This is a genomic window from Streptomyces sp. 1331.2 (genome assembly GCF_900199205.1).
GTDB lineage: Bacteria > Actinomycetota > Actinomycetes > Streptomycetales > Streptomycetaceae > Kitasatospora.
In genome coordinates this window covers 211,032-229,965 of the sequence record NZ_OBMJ01000002.1, presented here as the reverse complement: position 1 = coordinate 229,965, position 18,934 = coordinate 211,032, and the positions used below count along the sequence as shown (strand labels likewise).

At 74.7% G+C, this 18,934-nt stretch carries 15 protein-coding genes and 2 pseudogenes; 7 read left to right on the top strand and 10 right to left on the bottom strand.

The window, feature by feature from the left end; genetic code table 11:
- The first annotated feature begins 48 nt into the window (after positions 1 to 48).
- Positions 49 to 1,386, top strand: coding sequence for a DUF2252 domain-containing protein (locus CRP52_RS34145; RefSeq protein WP_097240885.1), 1,338 nt, complete (start codon positions 49 to 51; stop codon positions 1,384 to 1,386).
- A gap of 149 nt (positions 1,387 to 1,535) precedes the next feature.
- Here the strand turns inward: CRP52_RS34145 and CRP52_RS38715 are convergent, their stop codons facing one another.
- The 4 genes and pseudogenes from CRP52_RS38715 to CRP52_RS34125 all read right to left on the bottom strand — a co-directional run bounded on the left by CRP52_RS38715 (position 1,536) and on the right by CRP52_RS34125 (position 5,135).
- On the bottom strand, positions 1,536 to 1,745 hold the full coding sequence (locus CRP52_RS38715; RefSeq protein WP_179853118.1) for a hypothetical protein: 210 nt from the start codon (positions 1,743 to 1,745) through the stop codon (positions 1,536 to 1,538).
- A 66-nt stretch (positions 1,746 to 1,811) separates the two neighbouring features.
- Positions 1,812 to 3,186: pseudogene (locus tag CRP52_RS34140) on the bottom strand (chloride channel protein).
- 608 nt (positions 3,187 to 3,794) lie between these two features.
- Complete coding sequence (locus tag CRP52_RS34130; protein ID WP_097240712.1) at positions 3,795 to 4,508, bottom strand: flavodoxin family protein; 714 nt, start codon at positions 4,506 to 4,508, stop codon at positions 3,795 to 3,797.
- 171 nt (positions 4,509 to 4,679) lie between these two features.
- Positions 4,680 to 5,135 carry a MarR family winged helix-turn-helix transcriptional regulator gene (locus tag CRP52_RS34125; RefSeq protein WP_097240711.1) on the bottom strand — a complete coding sequence of 152 codons (456 nt, stop codon included), beginning with the start codon at positions 5,133 to 5,135 and terminating at the stop codon, positions 4,680 to 4,682.
- A gap of 115 nt (positions 5,136 to 5,250) precedes the next feature.
- Between CRP52_RS34125 and CRP52_RS34120 the strand changes: the two genes are divergently transcribed.
- Complete coding sequence (locus CRP52_RS34120; RefSeq protein WP_097240710.1) at positions 5,251 to 5,643, top strand: nuclear transport factor 2 family protein; 393 nt, start codon at positions 5,251 to 5,253, stop codon at positions 5,641 to 5,643.
- Between the two features lie 188 nt (positions 5,644 to 5,831).
- On the opposite strand, the pseudogene CRP52_RS34115 reads toward CRP52_RS34120, so the two are convergent.
- A pseudogene (locus CRP52_RS34115) lies at positions 5,832 to 6,734 on the bottom strand (alpha/beta fold hydrolase); the annotation flags it as partial.
- Between the two features lie 122 nt (positions 6,735 to 6,856).
- Here CRP52_RS34115 and CRP52_RS34110 point away from each other — a divergent pair.
- Complete coding sequence (locus tag CRP52_RS34110; protein WP_097240708.1) at positions 6,857 to 8,965, top strand: AfsR/SARP family transcriptional regulator; 2,109 nt, start codon at positions 6,857 to 6,859, stop codon at positions 8,963 to 8,965.
- Positions 8,966 to 9,164: 199 nt separating this feature from the next.
- Here CRP52_RS34110 and CRP52_RS34105 read toward each other — a convergent pair whose 3' ends face one another.
- Complete coding sequence (locus tag CRP52_RS34105; RefSeq protein ID WP_097240707.1) at positions 9,165 to 9,608, bottom strand: hypothetical protein; 444 nt, start codon at positions 9,606 to 9,608, stop codon at positions 9,165 to 9,167.
- A complete protein-coding gene (locus CRP52_RS34100) occupies positions 9,605 to 11,929 on the bottom strand; it encodes a DUF6493 family protein (RefSeq protein ID WP_097240706.1) in 2,325 nt (774 codons plus the stop codon). Before CRP52_RS34100 ends, CRP52_RS34105 begins: the two co-directional genes overlap by 4 nt.
- 253 nt (positions 11,930 to 12,182) lie before the next feature.
- Between CRP52_RS34100 and CRP52_RS34095 the strand changes: the two genes are divergently transcribed.
- Together CRP52_RS34095 and CRP52_RS34090 are read left to right on the top strand one after the other, a co-directional pair.
- Positions 12,183 to 12,803: an L-threonylcarbamoyladenylate synthase gene (locus tag CRP52_RS34095; protein ID WP_097240705.1), complete on the top strand. Its 621-nt coding sequence runs from the start codon at positions 12,183 to 12,185 to the stop codon at positions 12,801 to 12,803.
- 191 nt (positions 12,804 to 12,994) lie between these two features.
- Positions 12,995 to 14,131 carry an NADH:flavin oxidoreductase gene (locus CRP52_RS34090; RefSeq protein WP_097240704.1) on the top strand — a complete coding sequence of 379 codons (1,137 nt, stop codon included), beginning with the start codon at positions 12,995 to 12,997 and terminating at the stop codon, positions 14,129 to 14,131.
- Positions 14,132 to 14,186: 55 nt separating this feature from the next.
- Here the strand turns inward: CRP52_RS34090 and CRP52_RS34085 are convergent, their stop codons facing one another.
- Both CRP52_RS34085 and CRP52_RS34080 read right to left on the bottom strand, forming a co-directional pair.
- Positions 14,187 to 14,756 carry a hypothetical protein gene (locus CRP52_RS34085; protein ID WP_097240703.1) on the bottom strand — a complete coding sequence of 190 codons (570 nt, stop codon included), beginning with the start codon at positions 14,754 to 14,756 and terminating at the stop codon, positions 14,187 to 14,189.
- Positions 14,753 to 15,994, bottom strand: a complete 1,242-nt coding sequence (locus tag CRP52_RS34080; RefSeq protein WP_097240702.1) for a hypothetical protein — start codon at positions 15,992 to 15,994, stop codon at positions 14,753 to 14,755. The genes CRP52_RS34085 and CRP52_RS34080 overlap by 4 nt, the downstream gene beginning before the upstream one ends.
- Positions 15,995 to 16,393: 399 nt before the next feature.
- On the opposite strand from CRP52_RS34080, the gene CRP52_RS34075 reads away from it, so the two are divergent.
- Complete coding sequence (locus CRP52_RS34075; RefSeq protein WP_306458935.1) at positions 16,394 to 17,413, top strand: alpha/beta hydrolase; 1,020 nt, start codon at positions 16,394 to 16,396, stop codon at positions 17,411 to 17,413.
- A 13-nt stretch (positions 17,414 to 17,426) separates the two neighbouring features.
- On the opposite strand, the gene CRP52_RS34070 is transcribed toward CRP52_RS34075, so the two are convergent.
- Positions 17,427 to 17,798, bottom strand: coding sequence for a hypothetical protein (locus CRP52_RS34070; protein WP_179853117.1), 372 nt, complete (start codon positions 17,796 to 17,798; stop codon positions 17,427 to 17,429).
- Positions 17,799 to 18,125: 327 nt separating this feature from the next.
- Here CRP52_RS34070 and CRP52_RS34065 point away from each other — a divergent pair, with 327 nt between their 5' ends.
- Positions 18,126 to 18,923 (top strand): NAD-dependent epimerase/dehydratase family protein, encoded by a 798-nt coding sequence (locus CRP52_RS34065; protein WP_097240883.1) that lies wholly within the window; start codon positions 18,126 to 18,128, stop codon positions 18,921 to 18,923.
- Positions 18,924 to 18,934 lie beyond the last annotated feature (11 nt).

Sequence of the window (18,934 nt, the reverse complement as noted above, 5' to 3'; positions counted from 1 at the left end):
ACCCAAAGCGCCCGACCGGCACGCGGCGACACCGGCCGGGTCCGGCCGATGGCCGGCGAGTCCGTGGCGGCGGGGCGGCAGGCCCGCAAGCGCGTACCGCGCTCGGCCCACGGGAACTGGGCCCCCGCGCCGGACCGGCCCGACCCCGTCGACGTCCTGGAGCGGCAGGCCGCCTCCCGCGTCCCGGAGCTGGTCCCGATCCGGTACGGCCGCATGGCCGCGTCCCGGTTCGCCTTCCTGCGCGGGGCGCCCGCGGTCATGGCCGCCGACCTCGCCGCCGTCCCGAGCACCGGGCTGACCGTCCAGCTCTGCGGGGACGCGCACCTGTGCAACTTCGGTCTCTTCGCCTCGCCCGAGCGCGCCCTGCTGTTCGACCTCAACGACTTCGACGAGACCCTCCCGGGCCCGTTCGAATGGGACGTCAAACGCCTGGCCGCCAGTGTCGCCGTGGCCGCGCGCCAGAACGACGAGCCGGAGGCGTCCGCGTGGGCCGCCGCGCTGGCGTCCGCGCGGGCCTACCGGGTCGCCGTACGACGGCTCGCCGGCCTCGGCGAACTCGACGTCTGGTACGAGCGGGTCGACACCGCCGACCTCCTGCCACAGGTGCGGGAGCCGAAGTACCGGAAGCGCGTCGAGGGCGCCCTGGCGAAGGCGCGCGGGCGGACCAGCCTCCAGGCCCTGGGCAAACTCACCGAGCCGGGCCCCGACGGCGAGCGCCGCATCGTCCACGACCCACCGCTGCTCGAACCGGTGGCCCCGCAGGACGTGCCCCGCCTCCAGCAGATCCTCAAGGACTACCGCGCCACCCTCCCCGAGGAACGCGCGGCGCTGCTGGACCGCTTCGAACTGGTCGACGCCGCCCGCAAGGTCGTCGGCGTGGGCAGCGTGGGCACCCGCTGCTACATCGGCCTCTTCCTGGGGCGCCTCACCGGTGAGCCGCTCTTCCTCCAGGTGAAGGAGGCGGAGCGGTCGGTGCTGGAGCCCTACCTCCCGCCCAGCAGCCACCGGCACCAGGGGCAGCGGGTCGTGGTCGGACAGCGAAGGCTGCAGGCAGCGAGCGACATCTTCCTGGGCTGGGCCACCGGCCCGGCGGGCCGTGACTTCTACTGGCGCCAGCTGCGGGACATGAAGGGCTCCGCCGTCATCGACGGCATGCCCCGATCCCTCCTGGAGCAGTACGCCGACCTGTGCGGCCGCGCACTCGCACGCGGCCACACACGCTCCGGGGACCGCGTCGCCATCGCCGCCTACCTGGGTGCCGGTGACGCCTTCGAACGGGCCGTGGCCGACTTCGCGCTCGCGTACGCCGAACAGACGGTCGCCGACCACACCGCGCTCACCGCGGCGATCTCCGACGGCCGGATCACCGCCAGGGCGGACGTGTGAACGGGCCCCACTCCCACGAACCGGCCGCCCGGCCCCCCGGCCCCCCGCAGGCGTGGCAGGTCGGTGGAAGACGCTCTACGTCCTCGGCTCGGCGCAGTTCCTCATGGGGCTGGACGCCTCGGTGATGAACGTGTCGATCAGCCGGCTGGTCAGCGGCTTCCACACCGCTGCTGCAATGCCGAGGCGGCGGCGGTGCCGCCCATGACGAAGAACACCGAGGCCGCGCCGGTGACGGCGTTGCTCGTGGCGCTCGACGAGGCGAACAGGCTGCCGACGTCGGCGGACGCCTGCCGGTCGAGCCCCAGGTGCCGGACCAGCGCGGTCACCGTCGAGCGGCCGGCCACAGGGCCTCGACCCACGACCCGGCGTACCGTTGCGCGCCCGACTGCGCAATCCGCCTCACCTGCCGCACGACCCGGCGATCGTCAAACCCCATGCGTCGCCGCTCCTCCGGCCGGACCCGCGGGAGCCGTCCGGCCCCCACCGCGCGGACCGAGTCGCAGGGTCAGGACGTAGGCGACCACGACCGAGACGATCACCAGCGGCATGACCGTGAGACCGGCTCCGCCCAGCAACAGGGTCGCGAGGAGCACGGAGGTCATCGGGAGCCGCAACAGGGCGACGGACATCCCGCCGATGCCCATGGCGAACGCGGCTGTGAGGGGCAGGCCGGGCAGGTGGGAGAGCGCCATCCCCCCGGCCGCCCCCACGAACATCGCCGGGAAGATCGGGCCGCCCCGGAAGGCGCCGAGCGAGGCGCAGTATGCCAGCGCCTTGCACGCGACGAGGAGGACCAGAGCGCCGACCGAGTAGCCGGCGTGACCGGTCAGCAGCGGATCCATCGCGTTCTGTCCGGAGTAGAGCACCTCGGCCCGCACCCTTGCCGGTGGCCTCGGAGTACGCGATGGCGAGCCCGGCGACGGCCAGGCCCAGGACGACGGTCGCGGGCATCCGGTGCCGCTCGACCCGTGCCCGCAGCAGCAGGGCGAGCCAGCGGATGCCCGCGCCGAGAAGCGCCGCCGCGATCCCGATGACCAGGGCCCAGCCGAACTCGGCGACCTCCGGACGGTCCGCGTGCGGCACGTCCGTCAGGGCCAGGGAGTACGTGCCGAGGCCGGTCCAGCTGCCGAGGCCGAGGAAGACGAGGGAACCGATGCCGGCCGCGAGCAGGCCGGGCACCAGGACCGCCCCCAGCAGGGGGCCCGCGAGCCCGGACGCCTCCATGAGCAGGAAGGCGCCCAGCAAGGGCGAACCCAGCAGGGCGCTCACGGCCGCGAAGCTCCCGACCGCCCCGACCACGGCGACGGCCTGCGGGGCGACGTTCCGCCCCGGCCGCTGGACGGCGAGCACCGCCAGCCCGCTGCCGAGCGCGATCAGCGGCGCCTCCGGCCCGAGGACCGCGCCCAGGGCGAGGGTCGCCAGCGCTGCGAGGAAGACACCCGGGAGTTCGCCCGCACGCGGGGGCCCTGCGGCCGCGAACCCCTCCGTCGGTTCGTGACCGCCGTTGCCCGGGAGGTACCGGACGGTCGCGCCGACCAGCAATCCGGCGACGCCGAGCAGCGGCAACGGCCACCACGCCGGCGTCCCGTGGAAGCCGAGACCCTTCGGCAGGTCCGTGTAGGTCATCGACTGGAGCTCGGAGACGAGGGCGAGGAAGCCGTAGGCCGCGGCGGAGACCAGTACTCCGAGGACGGCCGCCAGCGCCAGGAGCTTCAGGTAGCCGGAGGTGCGGACGAGGCCCGCCGGGTCCGGCTGCGCGGCCCCTCGCTCCGGGGACCGACCGTCGGCCGACAAGCGCATCGCCTCCTGGACACACGTCTGCGCGGGGAAACGTAGCGGCGAACGCCGCTCGCCTGACGTCCTATCACGGCGCCCGGGAGCAGTGGGGTCCGCCGGGCGCAGCCGATCGGTGGTGCGGGGACCCTCATCCGGTCGGACCACGCCCGTCCTACGCCGCCGCGTCGCGCGGCCGCCGAACCGGCCTCGGCCCCGCACCCGATCAGGGATTCGGCGTCCGGGAGTTCGGGCCGTACCAACCCGGCGTCGGCGCAGACGTCCGCGGCCAGGATGCCGATGCCGCCCGCGTTGGACCCCCCGGCGACCGCGCTGCGCGGTGCGGGCAGCGGCTGGGCGTGCAACAGGGCTGCAGCTTCGACGAGTTCCTCGATGCTGCGGGTGGCCGTGATGCCCGCCGCCTGCCTCCTGCCGGAACAGCGCTTCCCGGGTGACGGTCGGGGTGGCGGCGGCACCCGGGGCGTCATGCCGCTGGCCGCTGGCCGCCGCCCTGTCCATCCAATCCGAACGGGCCTGTGCAATATGGCCAGTTGACCGCCCGATGACGTTCCACCACATGACCATCGGCCAGGCTAGCCCGAAGGCTTCGGACCCTGTTCACCGAGGTCACCGGTTCAGCGGTGTTCGGGGTTCTCGAAGTCGAAGCGGCAGCCGGCGTCCCACTCGGAGCGCTGGTTGCCGTGGGCCGGGATACCGCCGGCGTCCTTGAGCATGCGGGCGAGGTGGAGCTGGTTCCAGGTCATGAAGGTGGCGTTCCGGTTGGTGAAGTCGTTCTCCGGGCCGCCCGAACCAGGGTCGAGGTAGGACGGCCCGGGGCCTGCCTCGCCCACCCAGCCGGCATCGGCCTGCGGCGGGATCGTGTAGCCCAGGTGCTGGAGGCTGTACAGGACGTTCATCGCGCAGTGCTTCGCGCCGTCCTCGTTCCCGGTGATCAGGCAGCCGCCGACGCGGCCGTAGTAGGCGTACTGGCCCGCCGAGTTGAGGATCGACGAGCAGGCGTAGAGCCGTTCGATGACCTTCTTCATGACGGAGGAGTTGTCGCCCAGCCACACGGGTCCAGCCAGCGTGAGGATGTCGGCGGCCATCACCTTCGAGTAGATCACGGGCCACTCGTCGGTCTCCCAGCCGTGCTCCGTCATGTCCGGCCAGACGCCCGTCGCGATGTCGATGTCCACCGCGCGCAGGACTTCGACCTCGACGCCCTGGCGTTCCAGGATGCCGGTGCTGACGTCGATCAGGCCTTGGGTGTGGCTGCGCTCCGGGGAGCGCTTCAGCGTGCAGTTGATCACCAGGGCTCGCAGGTCGGCGTACGACGTCGGATCCGGCACGGATTCCTCCTCCGGGAACTGTGGGAGAGCGGTCAGACTGCGGGGCTCCCCGCACAGCTGACCAGTCCCGCCTGGCGAGCGCTCGCCGGACTGCACCGATTGCCTGACGGCGCACCGGTCGGTCGACCGACCGGATCCGCGTACTCGCGTTCGATCGTCGGGCCTCGGGTCTCAGTCCTCGCCGGCGGCGAAGGGGCCCTCGTCGACGAAGCGGCGCAGGAGGCGGGCGAAGGTCTCGGCGTCGGACCGGGGCCAGGTGGCGAGTGAGTCCTCGATGGCGGCGGCGAGTTGTCGGCGGGTGGCCGCGATGACGGCGTGGCCGGCGTCGGTGAGGGTGAGCAGGGTGGCGCGGCCGTCGGCCGGGTCGGGGCGGCGCTGGAGCAGGCCGGCCTGTTCGAGGCGGTCGGCGCGGCGGGTGACGGTGGTGCGGTCCAGTCCGATCTCGCGGCCGAGGTCGGCCGCGCTGGCCGGGCCGGTGCGGGCCAGACCGCTGATGACCGGGTAGGTGAGGTCGTCGACCGCCTCCCCCAGTCCCTCGGTGAGGCGGTCGTAGAGGCGGGCGCGGGTGCTGCGCCGCAGGAGCAGCCCGAGGGCGTCGGCGATGTCACGTCCTGTCGAGTTCTTCACCCCTCCAGATTAGCGTGCGCGGAACACGCTTTTCCTGTACGGTCAGAAGCGTGCTTCAGGCACGCATCTCCGATCGATCCAGCGCGGGCGCTCCCGCACGACCGAAGGAATTCCGATGACCTGCACCGACGTCCGCACCGCCCTCACCGACCTGCTCCTCACCCCGGGCCTCAGCCTGGACGAGGCCGCCGACCGGCACTTCGCCCCCGACTACCGCCAGCGCACCGACGGCAGCTGGGCCGACCGCGCCGAATTCCTCGCCCACATCGCCCACCTGCGCACGGTCGTCGCCGGCGGCTCCGTCGAGGTCCACGACGAACTCTCCGTGGGCAACCGCTACGCCGACCGTCACACCATGACCGTCGTCAAGACCGACGGCTCCACCGTCCGCATGGAGGTCTACCTCTTCGCCGAGTTCGCCCCCGACGGCCGCTTCCGCCGCCTGGAGGAGACCACCCTCCTGCTCGAAGGCACCGACGGCGACCGGGACCTCGGCAGCGCCCGCTGACCGCGCATCGGCAGGGGCGGCCCCATGAGGACGCTCGTTGAGAACCCTCATGGGGACCGCCCCTGCCCGGGCACCCGACCGCCACCGCAGGCCGGCCCCGGCGGAGGCCCGCGTCAGCTCATGGTGACGGTCTTGCCCCGGATGAAGCCCTGGTAGCCGTAGTGCTCCGGGTCAACGCCGACGGCTCCACGACGCAGCAGGGCCCGGATGGCCGTCGTGATCTCCTCGGGGGCCTCTTCGGCCATGAAGTGGCCCGCTCGGGTCAGCCGGTGGTCCAGGTCCGGTGCCCACGCCCGCCACACCGCGGCGGCGTCGTAGCCCAGTCGGGCGCCCCAGTCATGCTGGACGACCGTCACGGGCATGGCCAGCTGCGAGCCGGCGGCCAGGTCCGCCTGGTCGTGCAGGACGTCGATCCCGGCCGAGGCACGGTAGTCCGCGACGATCGACGGCACCGCCGCGGCGCTCGCCCGCAGGTAGGCGGCGCGCACGTCCTGCGGGATGGCGGTCGCGTCGCCGGCCCAGGTGTCGAGGAAGGAGCCGAAGAACGCGTCCGCGCTGTTGGCGATCATCGTCTCCGGCAGGCCCGACGGCTGCGCCATCAGGTAGAGGTGGTAACCGACCGCCGCCGAGGTGCCGTGCAGGACGTTCCACATGTCGAGCGTGGGCACGATGTCGAGGATGCCCAGGTGCGTGACGGTCTCGGGGTGGTCCAGGCCCGCGCGGAAGGCGACCAGGGCGCCCCGGTCGTGGCCGACGAGGGCGAAGCGCTCGTGGCCGAGCGCCGCCGCCAGGCGCACGACGTCGGCGGCCATGGTGCGCTTGGCGTACACCTCGGGGTCGGTGGCCGCCGGCTTGTCGCTGGCGCCGTAGCCCCGCAGGTCGGGGCAGATCACCGTGTGCTCCGCGGCGAGCCGCTGGGCGACGTGCCGCCACATCAGGTGGGTCTGGGGGAAGCCGTGCAGCAGCACGACGGGACTGCCGCTGCCGCCGACGGCCGCGGCCAGCCGCACACCGTCCGTGCCGGGCAGGCGGACGTGGTCGAAGCCGGGGATGGTGGGCGCGGGGGCGGGGGTCGGGGTCGTGGGCGGCATGAGGGGATGTCCTTTCGGGTCGGAACTGACGGACGGACTGACCTGGTCAGCCTGGACGACGGCGATCAGCAACCGATCAGTGCGGTTGGGCGCGGCCGACCACCGGCGCGGAGGATGGGGGCATGCGAATCGACGTGCTCGGTGCCGTACGGGCCCTCCGTGACGACGGCAGCCCGGTCGACCTGGGCGGCCCCCGGCATCGCGAGGTGCTGGCACGGCTCGTCGCCGCCGAAGGCCGGATGGTGACCACCGACACCCTCGTCGACGACCTGTGGACCGATCCGCCGGCGCGCGCCGTGGGGGCCTTGCGGACCTTCGTCGCTGCACTGCGCCGCGCCCTGGAACCGGACCGGCCGCCCCGCACTCCGCCGCGCGTCATCGTCACCGAAGGTCCTGGGTACGTGCTGCGGCTGCCGCGGGAGGACGTGGACGTCCACCGGTTCCAGGACACCCTGGCCCGTGCCCGGCGCGACGCCGGCGCGGTGCCGGCCTCCATGCCGGGCGCAGTCCCGGGCGCAGCGCCGGGCGCCGGCGCGGTGGCCGAGCTCGACGCGGCGCTCGCGGACTGGCGCGGGCCCGCCTACGCGGATGTGACCGGCTCCGCGTGGGCGCAGCGCGAGCGGACCCGGCTGGAGGAACTGCGGCTGGAGGGGGTGGAACTGCGCGCCCGCATCCTGCTGGACGCCGGGGACGGGGCCGAGCTCGCGGCCGAGCTGGGTGCCCATGTCGCGGAGCATCCGTGGCGTGAGCCGGCCTGGGGGCTGCTGGCCCGGGCGCTGTACCGCGCGGGGCGGCAGGCGGACGCGCTGGCCGTGCTCCGCCGGGCCCGTGCGATGCTCGTCGATCAGCTCGGGCTCGATCCCGGTGCCGAACTCCGGCGTCTGGAGGCGGACATCCTCGACGGGGCCGCGTTCCTGGGTGGTTCTGCGGGCGCCGACGGGGTCGCGGGCGTCGGCGGGACCGCGACCTGCGACGGGACCGCGACCGCCGACGGCGCACGCGCCGGGTGGAGCGGCCGCGGCCCCGGTGTCCGGTTCGGGCCGCGCACCACCGTGGATCTGGCCCGTACCCTCGCTCTGGCGGGTGGCGACGCCCTCGTCCACTCGCGGCGCGAGCGCCTGCGCGCGATCCGGGCGGCGGAGCGCACGGGCGACACCCACCTGACCGCCCGGATCATCGGCGCCTACGACGTACCCGCCCTGTGGAGCAGGGCCGACGACCCCGAACAGTCCCGCGCCGTCGTCGCGGCCGCCGAGCGTACGCTCACCGCTCTCGGCCCCGACGGCCCCGCCGACCTGTCCACCCGCCTGCTGGCCACGATCGCCGTCGAGAGCCGCAGCGCCGACCTGTCCGCCGGCGGCCGGTCCGATGGCGGCCGGTCCAGGGCCGACCTGGAGCGCGCGCAACAGGCGGCGCGGCAGGCCGAGGCGCTGGCCCGGGGCCTGGCCGACCCCGCCCTGCTGGCCTTCGCCCTCAACGGGGTGTTCCTGCAGTCCTTCACCCGTCCCGGGCTCGCGGCGGAACGGGACGCGATCGGCGCCGAACTCCTCGACCTGGCCACCCCGCACCAGCTCCCGAACTTCGCCGTCCTGGGCCGACTCGTCCGCCTCCAGTCCGCCTCGGCCCTCGGCGACCTCGACGCCGCGGCCGCGCACGCCGAGGCCGCCGAACGGATCGCCGCCACCACCGAGGCGCCGCTCGTCCCCGTCCTCACCGGGTGGTTCCGGGCCCGGGCCGCAGCCGACCGCAGCACCGAACCCGGCGGACCGACCGCCGCCACGGCCGCGGCGCAGTACCGCGCCGCCGAGAACGCCCTGCGGACGGCCGGAATGCCGGGGCTGCACCGCGGCCTGTTCCCGCTCGCCGTCCTGGGGCTGCGCCTGCTGCACGACCGGCCCGCGCCCACCGATCCGCAGCTCGACTGGGGCCCGTACCGGCCCTGGGCGTTCCCGCTCGTGCTGCTCGCCCAGGACCGGGTCGCCGAGGCCCGTACGGCCCTCGCCGCGACGCCCGACCCCCCGCTCGACCACCTGCAGGAGGCCCTGTGGTGCCTGACCGCCCGCGCCGCCGTACGCCTCGGCGAGCGCGCGGTCGCCGCCCGCGCCGCGGCGGCCCTGCGCCCGGCCGGTGCCGAACACGCGGGCGCGGCCAGCGGACTGCTGACCCTGGGCCCGGTCGCGCGCTACCTGGCCGAGGCCCAGGCGTGCGCGGCGGCGGGCGCGGCGGGGTAGGCGGGCGCAACAGGCCCAGCGGAGGGCGGCGCAGTCGTGATGGCCGCGGCCGTCGTCACCGGGGCGGCCCTGCGTGAGCTGTTCATCCGTTCCTCGGCGGCACCGACATCCTGGGCCGGCTGCCGAACTCCAGGCAGGTGGCAGTGCCGCTCTCCACGAGCCTCCGGTGAGCGTCAGGTGGCCGGCCCGGCCCGGCTCGTCACCTCGTGAGGATGCCGGCCAGGCGGGCCGCCTCGGTTCGGACGCGGCGGGGTATGGACGGTATGGCTGGTACGGCAGGTACGGCCAGGGCGTCGAGGGCGGGCAGGGTGGTGCGGATGCCTTCGGCTGCCGCGCACTCGGCGGCGAGGACGAGGACGTCCGCCAGTGCGCGCCGGCCCGGGTCGGCGGCGAGGTCGGTGATCAGGGCCGCGAGCACCGCCCACACCGTCCGGCCCGCGCCGCTGCGGGCGGCGTCCGCCAGGACGGGCAGGACCCGGTTCGGCTTGACGACGGACAGGCACCACAGGGCTGCGAGCCATGCGCCCAGCGCCTCCGGCCGCAGCCGGCCCCTGGCGGCCGCAGCCAGCAGGGCGTCCAGCGCGGCCGTGCGGTTCTCCGCGCGGGCGGCGGTCAGGCCGTACGCGAGCAGCAGGTGGCTCACCGGCCCGAACTCGCCCGGGGCTTCGGCGAGTCGGGGCAGCAGGGGTTGTTCTCGTGGTGGCTGGCCGTGTCCGCCTGGCGCACCGCGCGGGGGAGGCCGTGGGCGGCGATGGTCTCCGGGTGCCAGGGCGCCAGCCAGGGCAGCTGGGCGAGGTCGGCGGCCGACAGCGACGGCGTGCCCGTGAACCGGTCGATCTCGGTGGGGTCGGGCAGCGTGTGGAGCAGCCCGGTGATTCCTCCGGATGCGGACACGGGGGTGTCGACGAGCGGTGCGATGCGCGGGAGTACGGGCGGGGCCCAGCCGTAGCCGCCGACCCGCTCCGGCAGGTCCGGCGTCTGGGTGTGGAAGCGGCGCGGTGCCGGGGGCGCGGTGTCGGGGGGCAGGTCGCAGCCGAGTCCGGCGGCAGCGGCACGGAGGCCCGGCAGCGCGTGCGGGGGGACGCGGAGCAGCGCCTGGGCCATGTCCAGGGGCCAGGGGCGGGCTCCGGACGCGCGGTGGGCCGCGAGCCGTTCCGTGAGCACGGCCGGGTCGATCGTGCCGTCCCCGGCGGTGGGGGTGGCGAGCAGGAGCGGCACCGGTGCGGCGGCGACCCGGCCCGCCGCCTCGTGGATGCGCAGTACGGGGATCACGGCGGGAGTGCGCAGGTGCGCCGGCCAGTCGAGCAGTTCGGCCGCGTGCCGGTCGGACTCCTGCGGTCGGCCGGTGAGGGCGTCGAGGAGGCAGCCGAGCGCTCCCCCGAGGCTGCGGGCCTCCCAGAACGACGCCGGGCCTTCGCCGCGCCGTGCGGTGAGCGGGGCGAGCGCCGTCCGCAGCGCGGACGCGTCGCGGCGGTGCTCCGCGACCAGGGCGGCGAGCACCACCTCGAACTCCCCGGGATCGGGCACGCGGTCGGCCAGCAGGGCGCCCAGCCGCTCGGCGAGATCGACCGGCCCGGCGGGTGCGGCCGGCATCGCGGCAGAGCCCGTAGGTGATGCCTCGACCTGCGGGGGCTCCTGCCACTCGCCGGATGGGGTCGGGATGGCCAGCAGGCGGTGGGCGTCGGCCTGCAGGGCGGGGCTGAGGGCGCTCACGGCAGCGCGCACGGCCTCGGCCGCGGCGGCGGCCGTGTGGGGCAGGTGGCGGGCGGCGAGGCCCAGGGCACGTTCCTGGACCGTGGGCGCCGGATGGGCGAAGGCCACGGCGACAGCGGGCAGCAGCCGGTCGGCCTGCGCCGGGTCGCGGCGCAACGCGGCCCCGACCCAGCCGAGTTGGGCGGTGGCGAGGGCCTTCTCGGGGCGGGCCAGGACGGCGGCCGTGAGTTCGGCGAACAGCTCGGCGGGCAGCCGGGTGTCCACGGCTCGCAGCGCCGCCTGGGCGGTCTTGGCGGCGGTCGGGGCGCCGTCGGCGGCCAGCCGGACGTGGTCGCGGGCCCGGGCCAGGACCTCCTCGGCGTCGGGGGCCAGTTCCGCGTACAGCTGGAGGAATCCGCGCAGGTTGCCGGGCCGGTCGCCGCGCAGCAGCCGGCCGAGGCACAGGTCGATCAGTTCGGCGCGGTCGAGCAGGCCCTCGCCCGCCAGGGCGGTGAGGACCTTGGGCCACTCGTTGTCCGGCCCGGAACGGGCGGCGTGCGGGTCGGCGAACTCGCTTCCGACGTCCGGGACTTCGAAGAGCCGGCGGACGAACTCGGCGAGCCGGGGCTGAACCCGCAGCCAGGACCGCAGCGTGCCGTGGTGCGGCACCGGCCCGCGCAGGCCCTCGGCGGCGAACCACTCGCCGATCTCCCGGTGGTGGTGCCGCATCATGCCGCCCTCGCGCACCCAGCCGATCACGTAGCCATCGGTGGTGGGGAGTTCGGCACCGGACCAGACCGCGAGGCCGTGCGCGATCAGCCACCGGGCGCCGTCGCCCCGCGCGGGCAGCCACTCGGCGAGGCGGACCGCCAGCTCCCGGTGGAAGGCCGCGTCACGGTGCGGCCCGAGCAGGGCCCGCAGCAGGGCGTGGTGGTCGGGATTGGTGGAACCGCCGCCGGGCCGCGGCCAGGTGAGGTCGAGCAGCCGCCGGGCCGTCAGCCACTCCAGGGCCTCCGCCGGAGTCGCCGCGGCGAAGACCCCGGCGAACTGCAGCGCGGCGAGCTGGTCGTACGCGGCGCCGTACCGGCCCATGTCACCCGAGGAGAGCTCCCTCCCGAGCTCACTCCGGAGCCTGCGCAACGGCCCCCGCAGGTGCCGCAGCTCGGCGGCGGGCACCGGCGAAAGCCGCTCGATCACCCCCTGCGGAACCCGGGCGGCGATGAGCGCACGCACCTCTTCCCAACTGATCATCTCGATCGTACGGTCGGTCACAACGCCCCCCATCCGGTCCGGCTGATGATCGCGAACGTAGCGCACGGCACTGACATTCACGTCGACGGCCCAGTCGACAACCCAGTCGACAGCCCTGTCGACGGCCGGACGGACGGGCGGGCGGGGGCGTAGGAGATGCCGACGATCAGGCCGTCCGTGGTGAGGAGCTCGGTCACGGTCTGGCTCCGTGTCACCCGATCGGGTCAGACTCGGCGACGGGTCGACCGGGCGGCGGATCGCATAGGGTCGGCCAATGGCGAAGTACTTCGACGTGCACCCGCAGACCCCTCAGGCCCGCACCATCGGCACCGTGGCCGACAGCCTCCGCTCGGGGGCCCTCATCGCGTATCCGACCGACTCCTGTTTCGCCCTGGGCTGCCGCATGGGCAACCAGGACGGCCTCGAACGGATCCGGACGATCCGGCGGCTCGACGACCGGCACCACTTCACCCTGATGTGCCAGGACTTCGCGCAGCTGGGGCAGTTCGTCCACATCGACAACGCGGTCTTCCGGGCCGTCAAGGCGGCGACGCCGGGCAGCTACACCTTCATCCTGCCCGCCACCAAGGAGGTCCCGCGCCGGCTGATGCACCCGAAGAAGAAGACGGTGGGCGTCCGGATCCCCGACCACGTCGTCACCCAGGCCCTGCTCGCCGAGCTCGGCGAACCCCTCGTCTCCAGCACCCTGGTCCTGCCCGGCGAGGACGAGCCGATGACCCAGGGGTGGGAGATCAAGGAGCGGCTGGACCACGTGCTGGACGCCGTGGTGGACTCCGGCGACTGCGGGACCGAGCCGACGACGGTCGTCGACTTCTCCGGCGGCACGGCGGAGATCGTCCGACGCGGGGCCGGCGACCCCGCGCGCTTCGAGTGACGGCACCGCCCGGGCGCGGCTCCCGGGCGCGGCTCCCGGGCGCTGCGCCCCGCACGAAGGGCGCCGGCCGGCAGTGGCGCGGATCACAGCAGCGTTCGCTCCGGCGGCGAAATGCGGGGGCCGTCGAGGTGGTTGGCAGGGGCAACCGTATTCGTTCCGGCGCACGCCACCGGTATCCGCGAGGGATCCCCATGACCATCACCGAGCCCACCGACCACGCCGCATCCCGGGCGGCCGGGATCCTGTCCCGGCCCGTCACGATCAACGGGCTGACCGTGCCCAACCGGATCGTGATGGCGCCGATGACGCGCCAGTTCTCCCCCGGCGGCGTGCCCGGCGAGGACGTGCGCTCGTACTACGCCCGCCGCGCCGCCGCGGGCGTCGGCCTGATCGTCACCGAGGGCACGTACGTCGGGCACGAGTCGGCCGGGCAGAGCGACAGCATCCCGCGCTTCCACGGGGAGGAGCAGCTGGCCGGGTGGGCCCGCGTCGCCGAGGACGTCCACGCGGCGGGTGGCACCATCGTGCCGCAGCTGTGGCACATCGGCATGGTGCGCAAGCAGGGCGACCCGCCGTACGCCGACGCCCCCGCCATCGGCCCGTCCGGGATCCGGCTGGACGGCACCGAGGGGACGGGGCGGGCGATGACCCGCACCGACCTGGACGCCGTCATCGGCGCGTTCGCCGAGGCCGCCGCGGCCGCCGAGCGGATCGGCTTCGACGGCGTCGAGCTGCACGGCGCCCACGGCTACCTGCTCGACCAGTTCCTGTGGGCGGGCACCAACCGCCGCACCGACGCCTACGGCGGCGACCCGGTCGCCCGGACGAAGTTCACGGCCGAGCTCGTCGCCGCGGTGCGCGAGGCCGTCTCGCCCGAGTTCCCGGTGATCTTCCGCTACTCGCAGTGGAAGTCGGAGAACTACGACGCCCGGCTCGCCGAGACCCCCGAGGAGCTGGAGGCGATCCTCACCCCGCTCGCCGAGGCCGGCGTCGACGCCTTCCACGCCTCGACCCGCCGCTACTGGGTGCCCGAGTTCGACGGCTCGGACCTCAACCTGGCCGGCTGGACCAGGAAGCTCACCGGCCGCCCCACCATCACCGTCGGCTCGGTCGGCCTGGACGGCGACTTCATCCGCGCCTTCGCCGGCGAGGGCGCACCGGTCCAGGGCATCGACGACCTGCTCGACCGGCTGGAGCGCGACGAGTTCGACCTGGTCGCCGTCGGCCGCGCCCTGCTCCAGGACCCGCAGTGGGCCGCCAAGGTGCTCGCCGGCCGTTTCGCCGACCTGAGCCCGTACGACGCCGCCGCGCTGCGCACGCTGAGCTGACCGGCGCGTCCCGGTGCCCGGGCGGGTCACCCGTCCCGCCCGGGCACCCGGGGGGTCAGTGGCGCGGCACCGCGACCGCCGTCACCTGTTGCTGCTGCAGGTGGCCCGGGTTGGTGCCGTCGTCGTAGGTGGTCACCGAGGTGGTGTACGCGGTGCCGCCGCCGATCGTGTTGCCGAAGTAGTCCCCGATGAAGGTGTCGGAGCCCTCGACCGGCGCATCGAGCTGCGGGTCGAAGGAGTGCGCGCTGAGCCGGATGTTGTGGCCGAGCGGGTCGAGCGTCGGGCCGTAGAACTGGGCGCTGGTGTTCACGCAGTAGTCGGCGGCACCGTAGGGCGCGCCGGGGTGCTTGGGGTTGGCGGTGTCCAGGGCGAGCCCGGCGGCCCGGGCCTCGGCGGTGCCGGCGGCGGGGCAGGCCAGGCGCCGGTCGTAGAAGGCGACGCTGACGGTGCCGTCCTCGCCGGTGGTCAGGTTGGGCTGGAACTCGTCGACGGGCGCCGTGTTGTCGTTGACCCGGACGGGCGCGCTCCAGGTGGCGCCGCCGTCGTAGGAGGCGGTCAGCAGGACGTTGACGACGCCGGTGGCGTAGTCCTCGTACGCGACGTACAGCGGGTAGTGGCCGTTCACCGGCCGGCTGCCGAGGGTGAAGGTGTCCTCGATGCCGTCGCGGAAGGTGGTGTTGGCGTACTCGCCCGGGGCGGGGTGATGGTGCCCGGCAGCGTCGAGACGGTGGACCAGGTCCGGCCGCCGTCGTGCGAGGCGTCCAGGAAGATCGCGTCGCAGCAGAACCGGTGCGCCGGGTCGGAGTTGGTGAGCGTGGTGTACACCGTGCCGTCCGGCGCGACGTGGGGCAGCAGGTAGGTGGCGCCCTGCGGGGTGCCGGGCGGTTCGGGGAGCACCTGCGGGGTCGACCAGTCGGTGTGGGTGCCGTCCGGACGGGCGTCGGCGTACGCGAGGTAGGGCACGGCGGTCCTGCTGTGGAAGTCCACCCACATCGCGTAGATGCGGTTCGGGTGCGGGCTGCCGGGGTTGGTGTCGATCGCGATCCACTGCTTGTCGGGACCGTTGCCGACGCTGTCGTAGCTCGCCACGTAGTCCGGGTGCCCGGCGTGGGTGCTGACCCACTGGGTGGCGGTGGTGGCGCCGTGCGGGCGGACCGCGACCGAGATGACCTGGGACGGGACGGCGGGGTTCGGCTCCTGCGCGGCGCCGGGGGCGAAGTCGTGGCTGCCGTCGGGGTCGTAGGAGAACTGGTAGGGCAGCAGCAGCGAGTAGTAGTTGCCCCAGCTGTCGAAGGCGCCGACCGGGTCGGTGTTGTCGGTCCACCCCTCGTAGCCGGGGATGTGGCCCTGCACCGGCCAGCTGTGCCCGCCGTCGAAGGACTCGAAGAAGCCGAGCAGGTGGTTGTAACCCTCGGCGCTCGCAACCCACTTGGAGGAGCCGATCAGGTGGGCGGGGTTGGTCGGGTCGATCCGCAGGTCCGACTCCGAGTGTCCCTTGACCAGCATCGGCGTCGCCGCCGGGTAGCCCGGGTTGCTGCCGGCCTGGCTCGCGTACGGTCCGGCCGTACCGGCGTCCTCACCGGTGGTGGGGCCCGACGCCGGGCAGGGCGTCATGCCGCTGTAGCCCTCGGCCGGGCCGCTGTCGACGCCGTACGGCACCTCCGGGCGGTAGCAGCTGAGGACGCCCGAGGTGGCCTGCACGTTGCTGACGGCGTTCGCGGCACGGCTCGTGGCGTAGGCGTCGTCGCTCTGGGTGCCCTGCGGCAGCGCCGGACCGGCGGCGGCCGAGGAGGAGGAAGGGGAGAAGAGGGAGAGGCCGAGCAGGGCCGGGCCGACCAGCTGGGCGATTCTTCGAAGGCGCACGGCGGATCCTCCTGGAGGGTGTGCGACAGCCTCGGGGCGGTGTCGGCCCCGGGTCGCGGCGCGGTGACGGGCCATCAGGTGATCGAAGCCCGATGACCGTAGTGAGGGCGGGGCCACGTCAACAAGTGCACGGGAGGGAAGTTGACGTGCCGTTTGCTCGCGCGCGGGGAGTGCTTTCCCTGCGGCCGCCCGTTGTCGGCCCCTCGCCGCCCGGCCGGGACGCCGCTCGACCTGCCGGGGCGGCCGACCGGACGATCGGGCGGTACGGACCAACGGGAGGCGTCGGCGTTGGAGCGCCGGGGTCCGGGGGGCGCCGGTGGCCGGTGCGGACGGGGCTGGCAGGCTGGGGTGGTCGGGGCGCTGCCGGGCGCCCCTCGGCGAGGGGGGTTCCTGGTGACGGTGCCGGACGCATCGGTGGCACAGGGCGTGCCACCCCTGGATCCGCAGGTGGGGGCCGCCGTGGCGGCCGCCGGGGAGCGGGCGCGGGCGGTGCTCACCCCGGAGGGCCTGACGGCGTGGCAGGAGCGGGATGCCGCCGCGCGGCCACGCCCGACGCTGGAACGGCTGCGTGACGGCGGCCGGTTCGAGGTGACGGAACTGCACGTGCCGCGGGCGGACGGCGTGGCCGACGGCGGGGGCTCGGCCGACAGCGGCGAGGTCACGCTCGTCAGTGCCCGGCCCGCCGGGGTCCGCGAGCCGCTGCCCCTGCTGTACTACCTGCACGGCGGCGGGATGGTGACGGGCAACGCGTGGTCGGTCCTGCCCCGGCTGCTGCGCACCTGGGCGCTGCCGCTGGGGCTGGCGGTCGTCTCCGTCGAGTACCGGCTGGCGCCGCGCACCCGGTTCCCCGGGGCCGTCGAGGACTGCTACGCCGGGCTCTCCTGGGTCTTCGAGCACGCGGACGCGCTGGGCGTGGACGCGCGGCGCGTGGTCGTCGGCGGCAAGAGCGCCGGCGGCGGGCTCGCCGCGGCCCTGGCCCTGCTGGTCCGCGACCGCGGCGGCCCTGCGCCGGCCGGCCAGCTGCTGCTGAGCCCGATGCTCGACGACCGCGGGGACACCTTCTCCAGCCACCAGCTGGCGGGCCACGACACCTGGGACCGCACCTCCAACGCCACCGCCTGGCAGGCCCTGCTCGGCGACCGCTACGGCGCCGCCGACCTGTCGCCGTACGCCGCCCCGGCCCGCGCCACCGACCTGTCCGGGCTGCCCGCGGCGTACGTCGAGGTGGGCTCCGCCGAAACGTTTCGGGACGAGGCCGTCGCCTACGCCGACGCGATCTGGCGGGCGGGCGGCGACGCCGAGCTGCACGTGTGGCCCGGCGCCTGCCACGGCTTCGACACCCTCGCCCCGGACGCGGCCCTCAGCCAGGACGCCCAGGAGGCGCGCACCCGCTGGCTGCGGCGCGTCCTCCACCGGTGACCTCGTCAAGGCTTCAGGCCGGGTGGTCAGCCGGGTGGTCGGGAGTCTGCGGGAGCAGGGCCTCGATCTCCTCCAGGATCGGCCGGTAGGCCGCCTCGGCCCTGCGCATAAAGGCCTCGCACTCCGCGAACAGCCGCCGGGAGCGGGCCCTGCGCCAGGGCAGCAGGCCGTAGCGGCGCAGCCGCACCGAGCGGAGGTCCACCATGAAGCCGGGCTTGCAGCGCACGCCGTGGGCGTAGCGCACCTCCTCCTCGGCGTGGCGCAGCAGGCCCTGGTAGGCCTCGTGGGCCGTCCGCCAGCGGGCGGCGTCCTGCTCGGTGGCGGGCACCTCGACGCCGCCCGCCTGGACGACCTCGTACAGGGTGAAGGCGAGTCCATCGGGCACCCGGGCCCAGGACATGGCTCTCCACGGCCACGGAATCAGGGTGTAGCTGCGTTGCCGTACGCGTATCACGCGGTCCCCCCGGGGTCGGTGCGTGCTGGGCTCGGCGCCCGGCGCCAGCGTAGAGGCAGCCGCCCGCACACGGCGAGCGGCGGGGGCGGCGGGGCGGGACGGTGACGCGAACTCCGGTCGGCACAGCAGACCTTGGTGTCCCATCAGGTATCGTCGCACGTCACCCGAATCCACTCACACGTTCGACCCGTCCGTTCGATCCCCCTGCGACGAACCGAGGAACCGAGGAACCGAGGAGCCATGGAGACGCAACCGACCGTGAACCAGCCCCGCCACGTCCTGATCACCGGTGCCGCCGGCCGCATGGGCAGCTGCCTGCGGGAGCTGCTGCCCGCCCACGGCTACCGGCTGCGCAGCTTCGACCGCCTCCCGGTGCCCGGCGAGCCCGAGGCCGTCGTCGCCGACCTGCGGGACACCGAGGCGCTGGCCGCGGCGATGGACGGCGTCGACGCCGTGGTCCACCTGGCCGGGATCCCGGGGGAGGCGCCGTTCGCCGACATCCTGGCCGCCAACATCGACGGCACCTACCGGCTCTACGAGGCCGCGCGGGCAGCAGGTGTCCGGCGGGTCGTCTACGCCAGCAGCAACCACGCGACCGGCTTCACCGAGCGGCCCGCCGACGGCAGCAGCGTGCCGGTGGACGCGCCGGCGCGGCCCGACACCTACTACGGGGTCTCCAAGTGCTTCGGCGAGAGCCTCGCCTCGCTGTACGCCGACCGGCACGGCATCGAGACGGTCTCGCTGCGCATCGGCTCCTTCACCCCCGAACCCCGCAGCGTCCGGATGCTCTCCACCTGGCTCAGCCCGGCCGACTGGGCCCGGCTGGCGCACGCCGCGCTCACCGGCCCGGTGGCCGGCGGCCACACCGTGGTCTACGGCATCTCCGCCAACACCCGGGCCTGGTGGGACCTCTCGTCGGCGCGGGCGCTCGGCTACCGGCCGCAGGACGATGCCGAGGCCTACGCCCCCGAGCTGATCGCCAAGTTCGGCGAACTGCCCGCCGACGACCCGGAGTTCCGCTACCTCGGCGGCAGCTTCACCCAGTCCGGGCGCTGACCGGGCGCTGA

Bases quoted from the DNA above. Each gene is read 5' to 3' on its own strand.
- CRP52_RS34145 (WP_097240885.1), top strand. From the start codon at position 49: ATGGCCGGCGAGTCCGTGGCGGCGGGGCGGCAGGCCCGCAAGCGCGTA.
- CRP52_RS34120 (WP_097240710.1), top strand. From the start codon at position 5,251: ATGACCTGCACCGACGTCCGCACCGCCCTCACCGACCTGCTCCTCACC.
- CRP52_RS34110 (WP_097240708.1), top strand. From the start codon at position 6,857: ATGCGAATCGACGTGCTCGGTGCCGTACGGGCCCTCCGTGACGACGGC.
- CRP52_RS34095 (WP_097240705.1), top strand. From the start codon at position 12,183: ATGGCGAAGTACTTCGACGTGCACCCGCAGACCCCTCAGGCCCGCACC.
- CRP52_RS34090 (WP_097240704.1), top strand. From the start codon at position 12,995: ATGACCATCACCGAGCCCACCGACCACGCCGCATCCCGGGCGGCCGGG.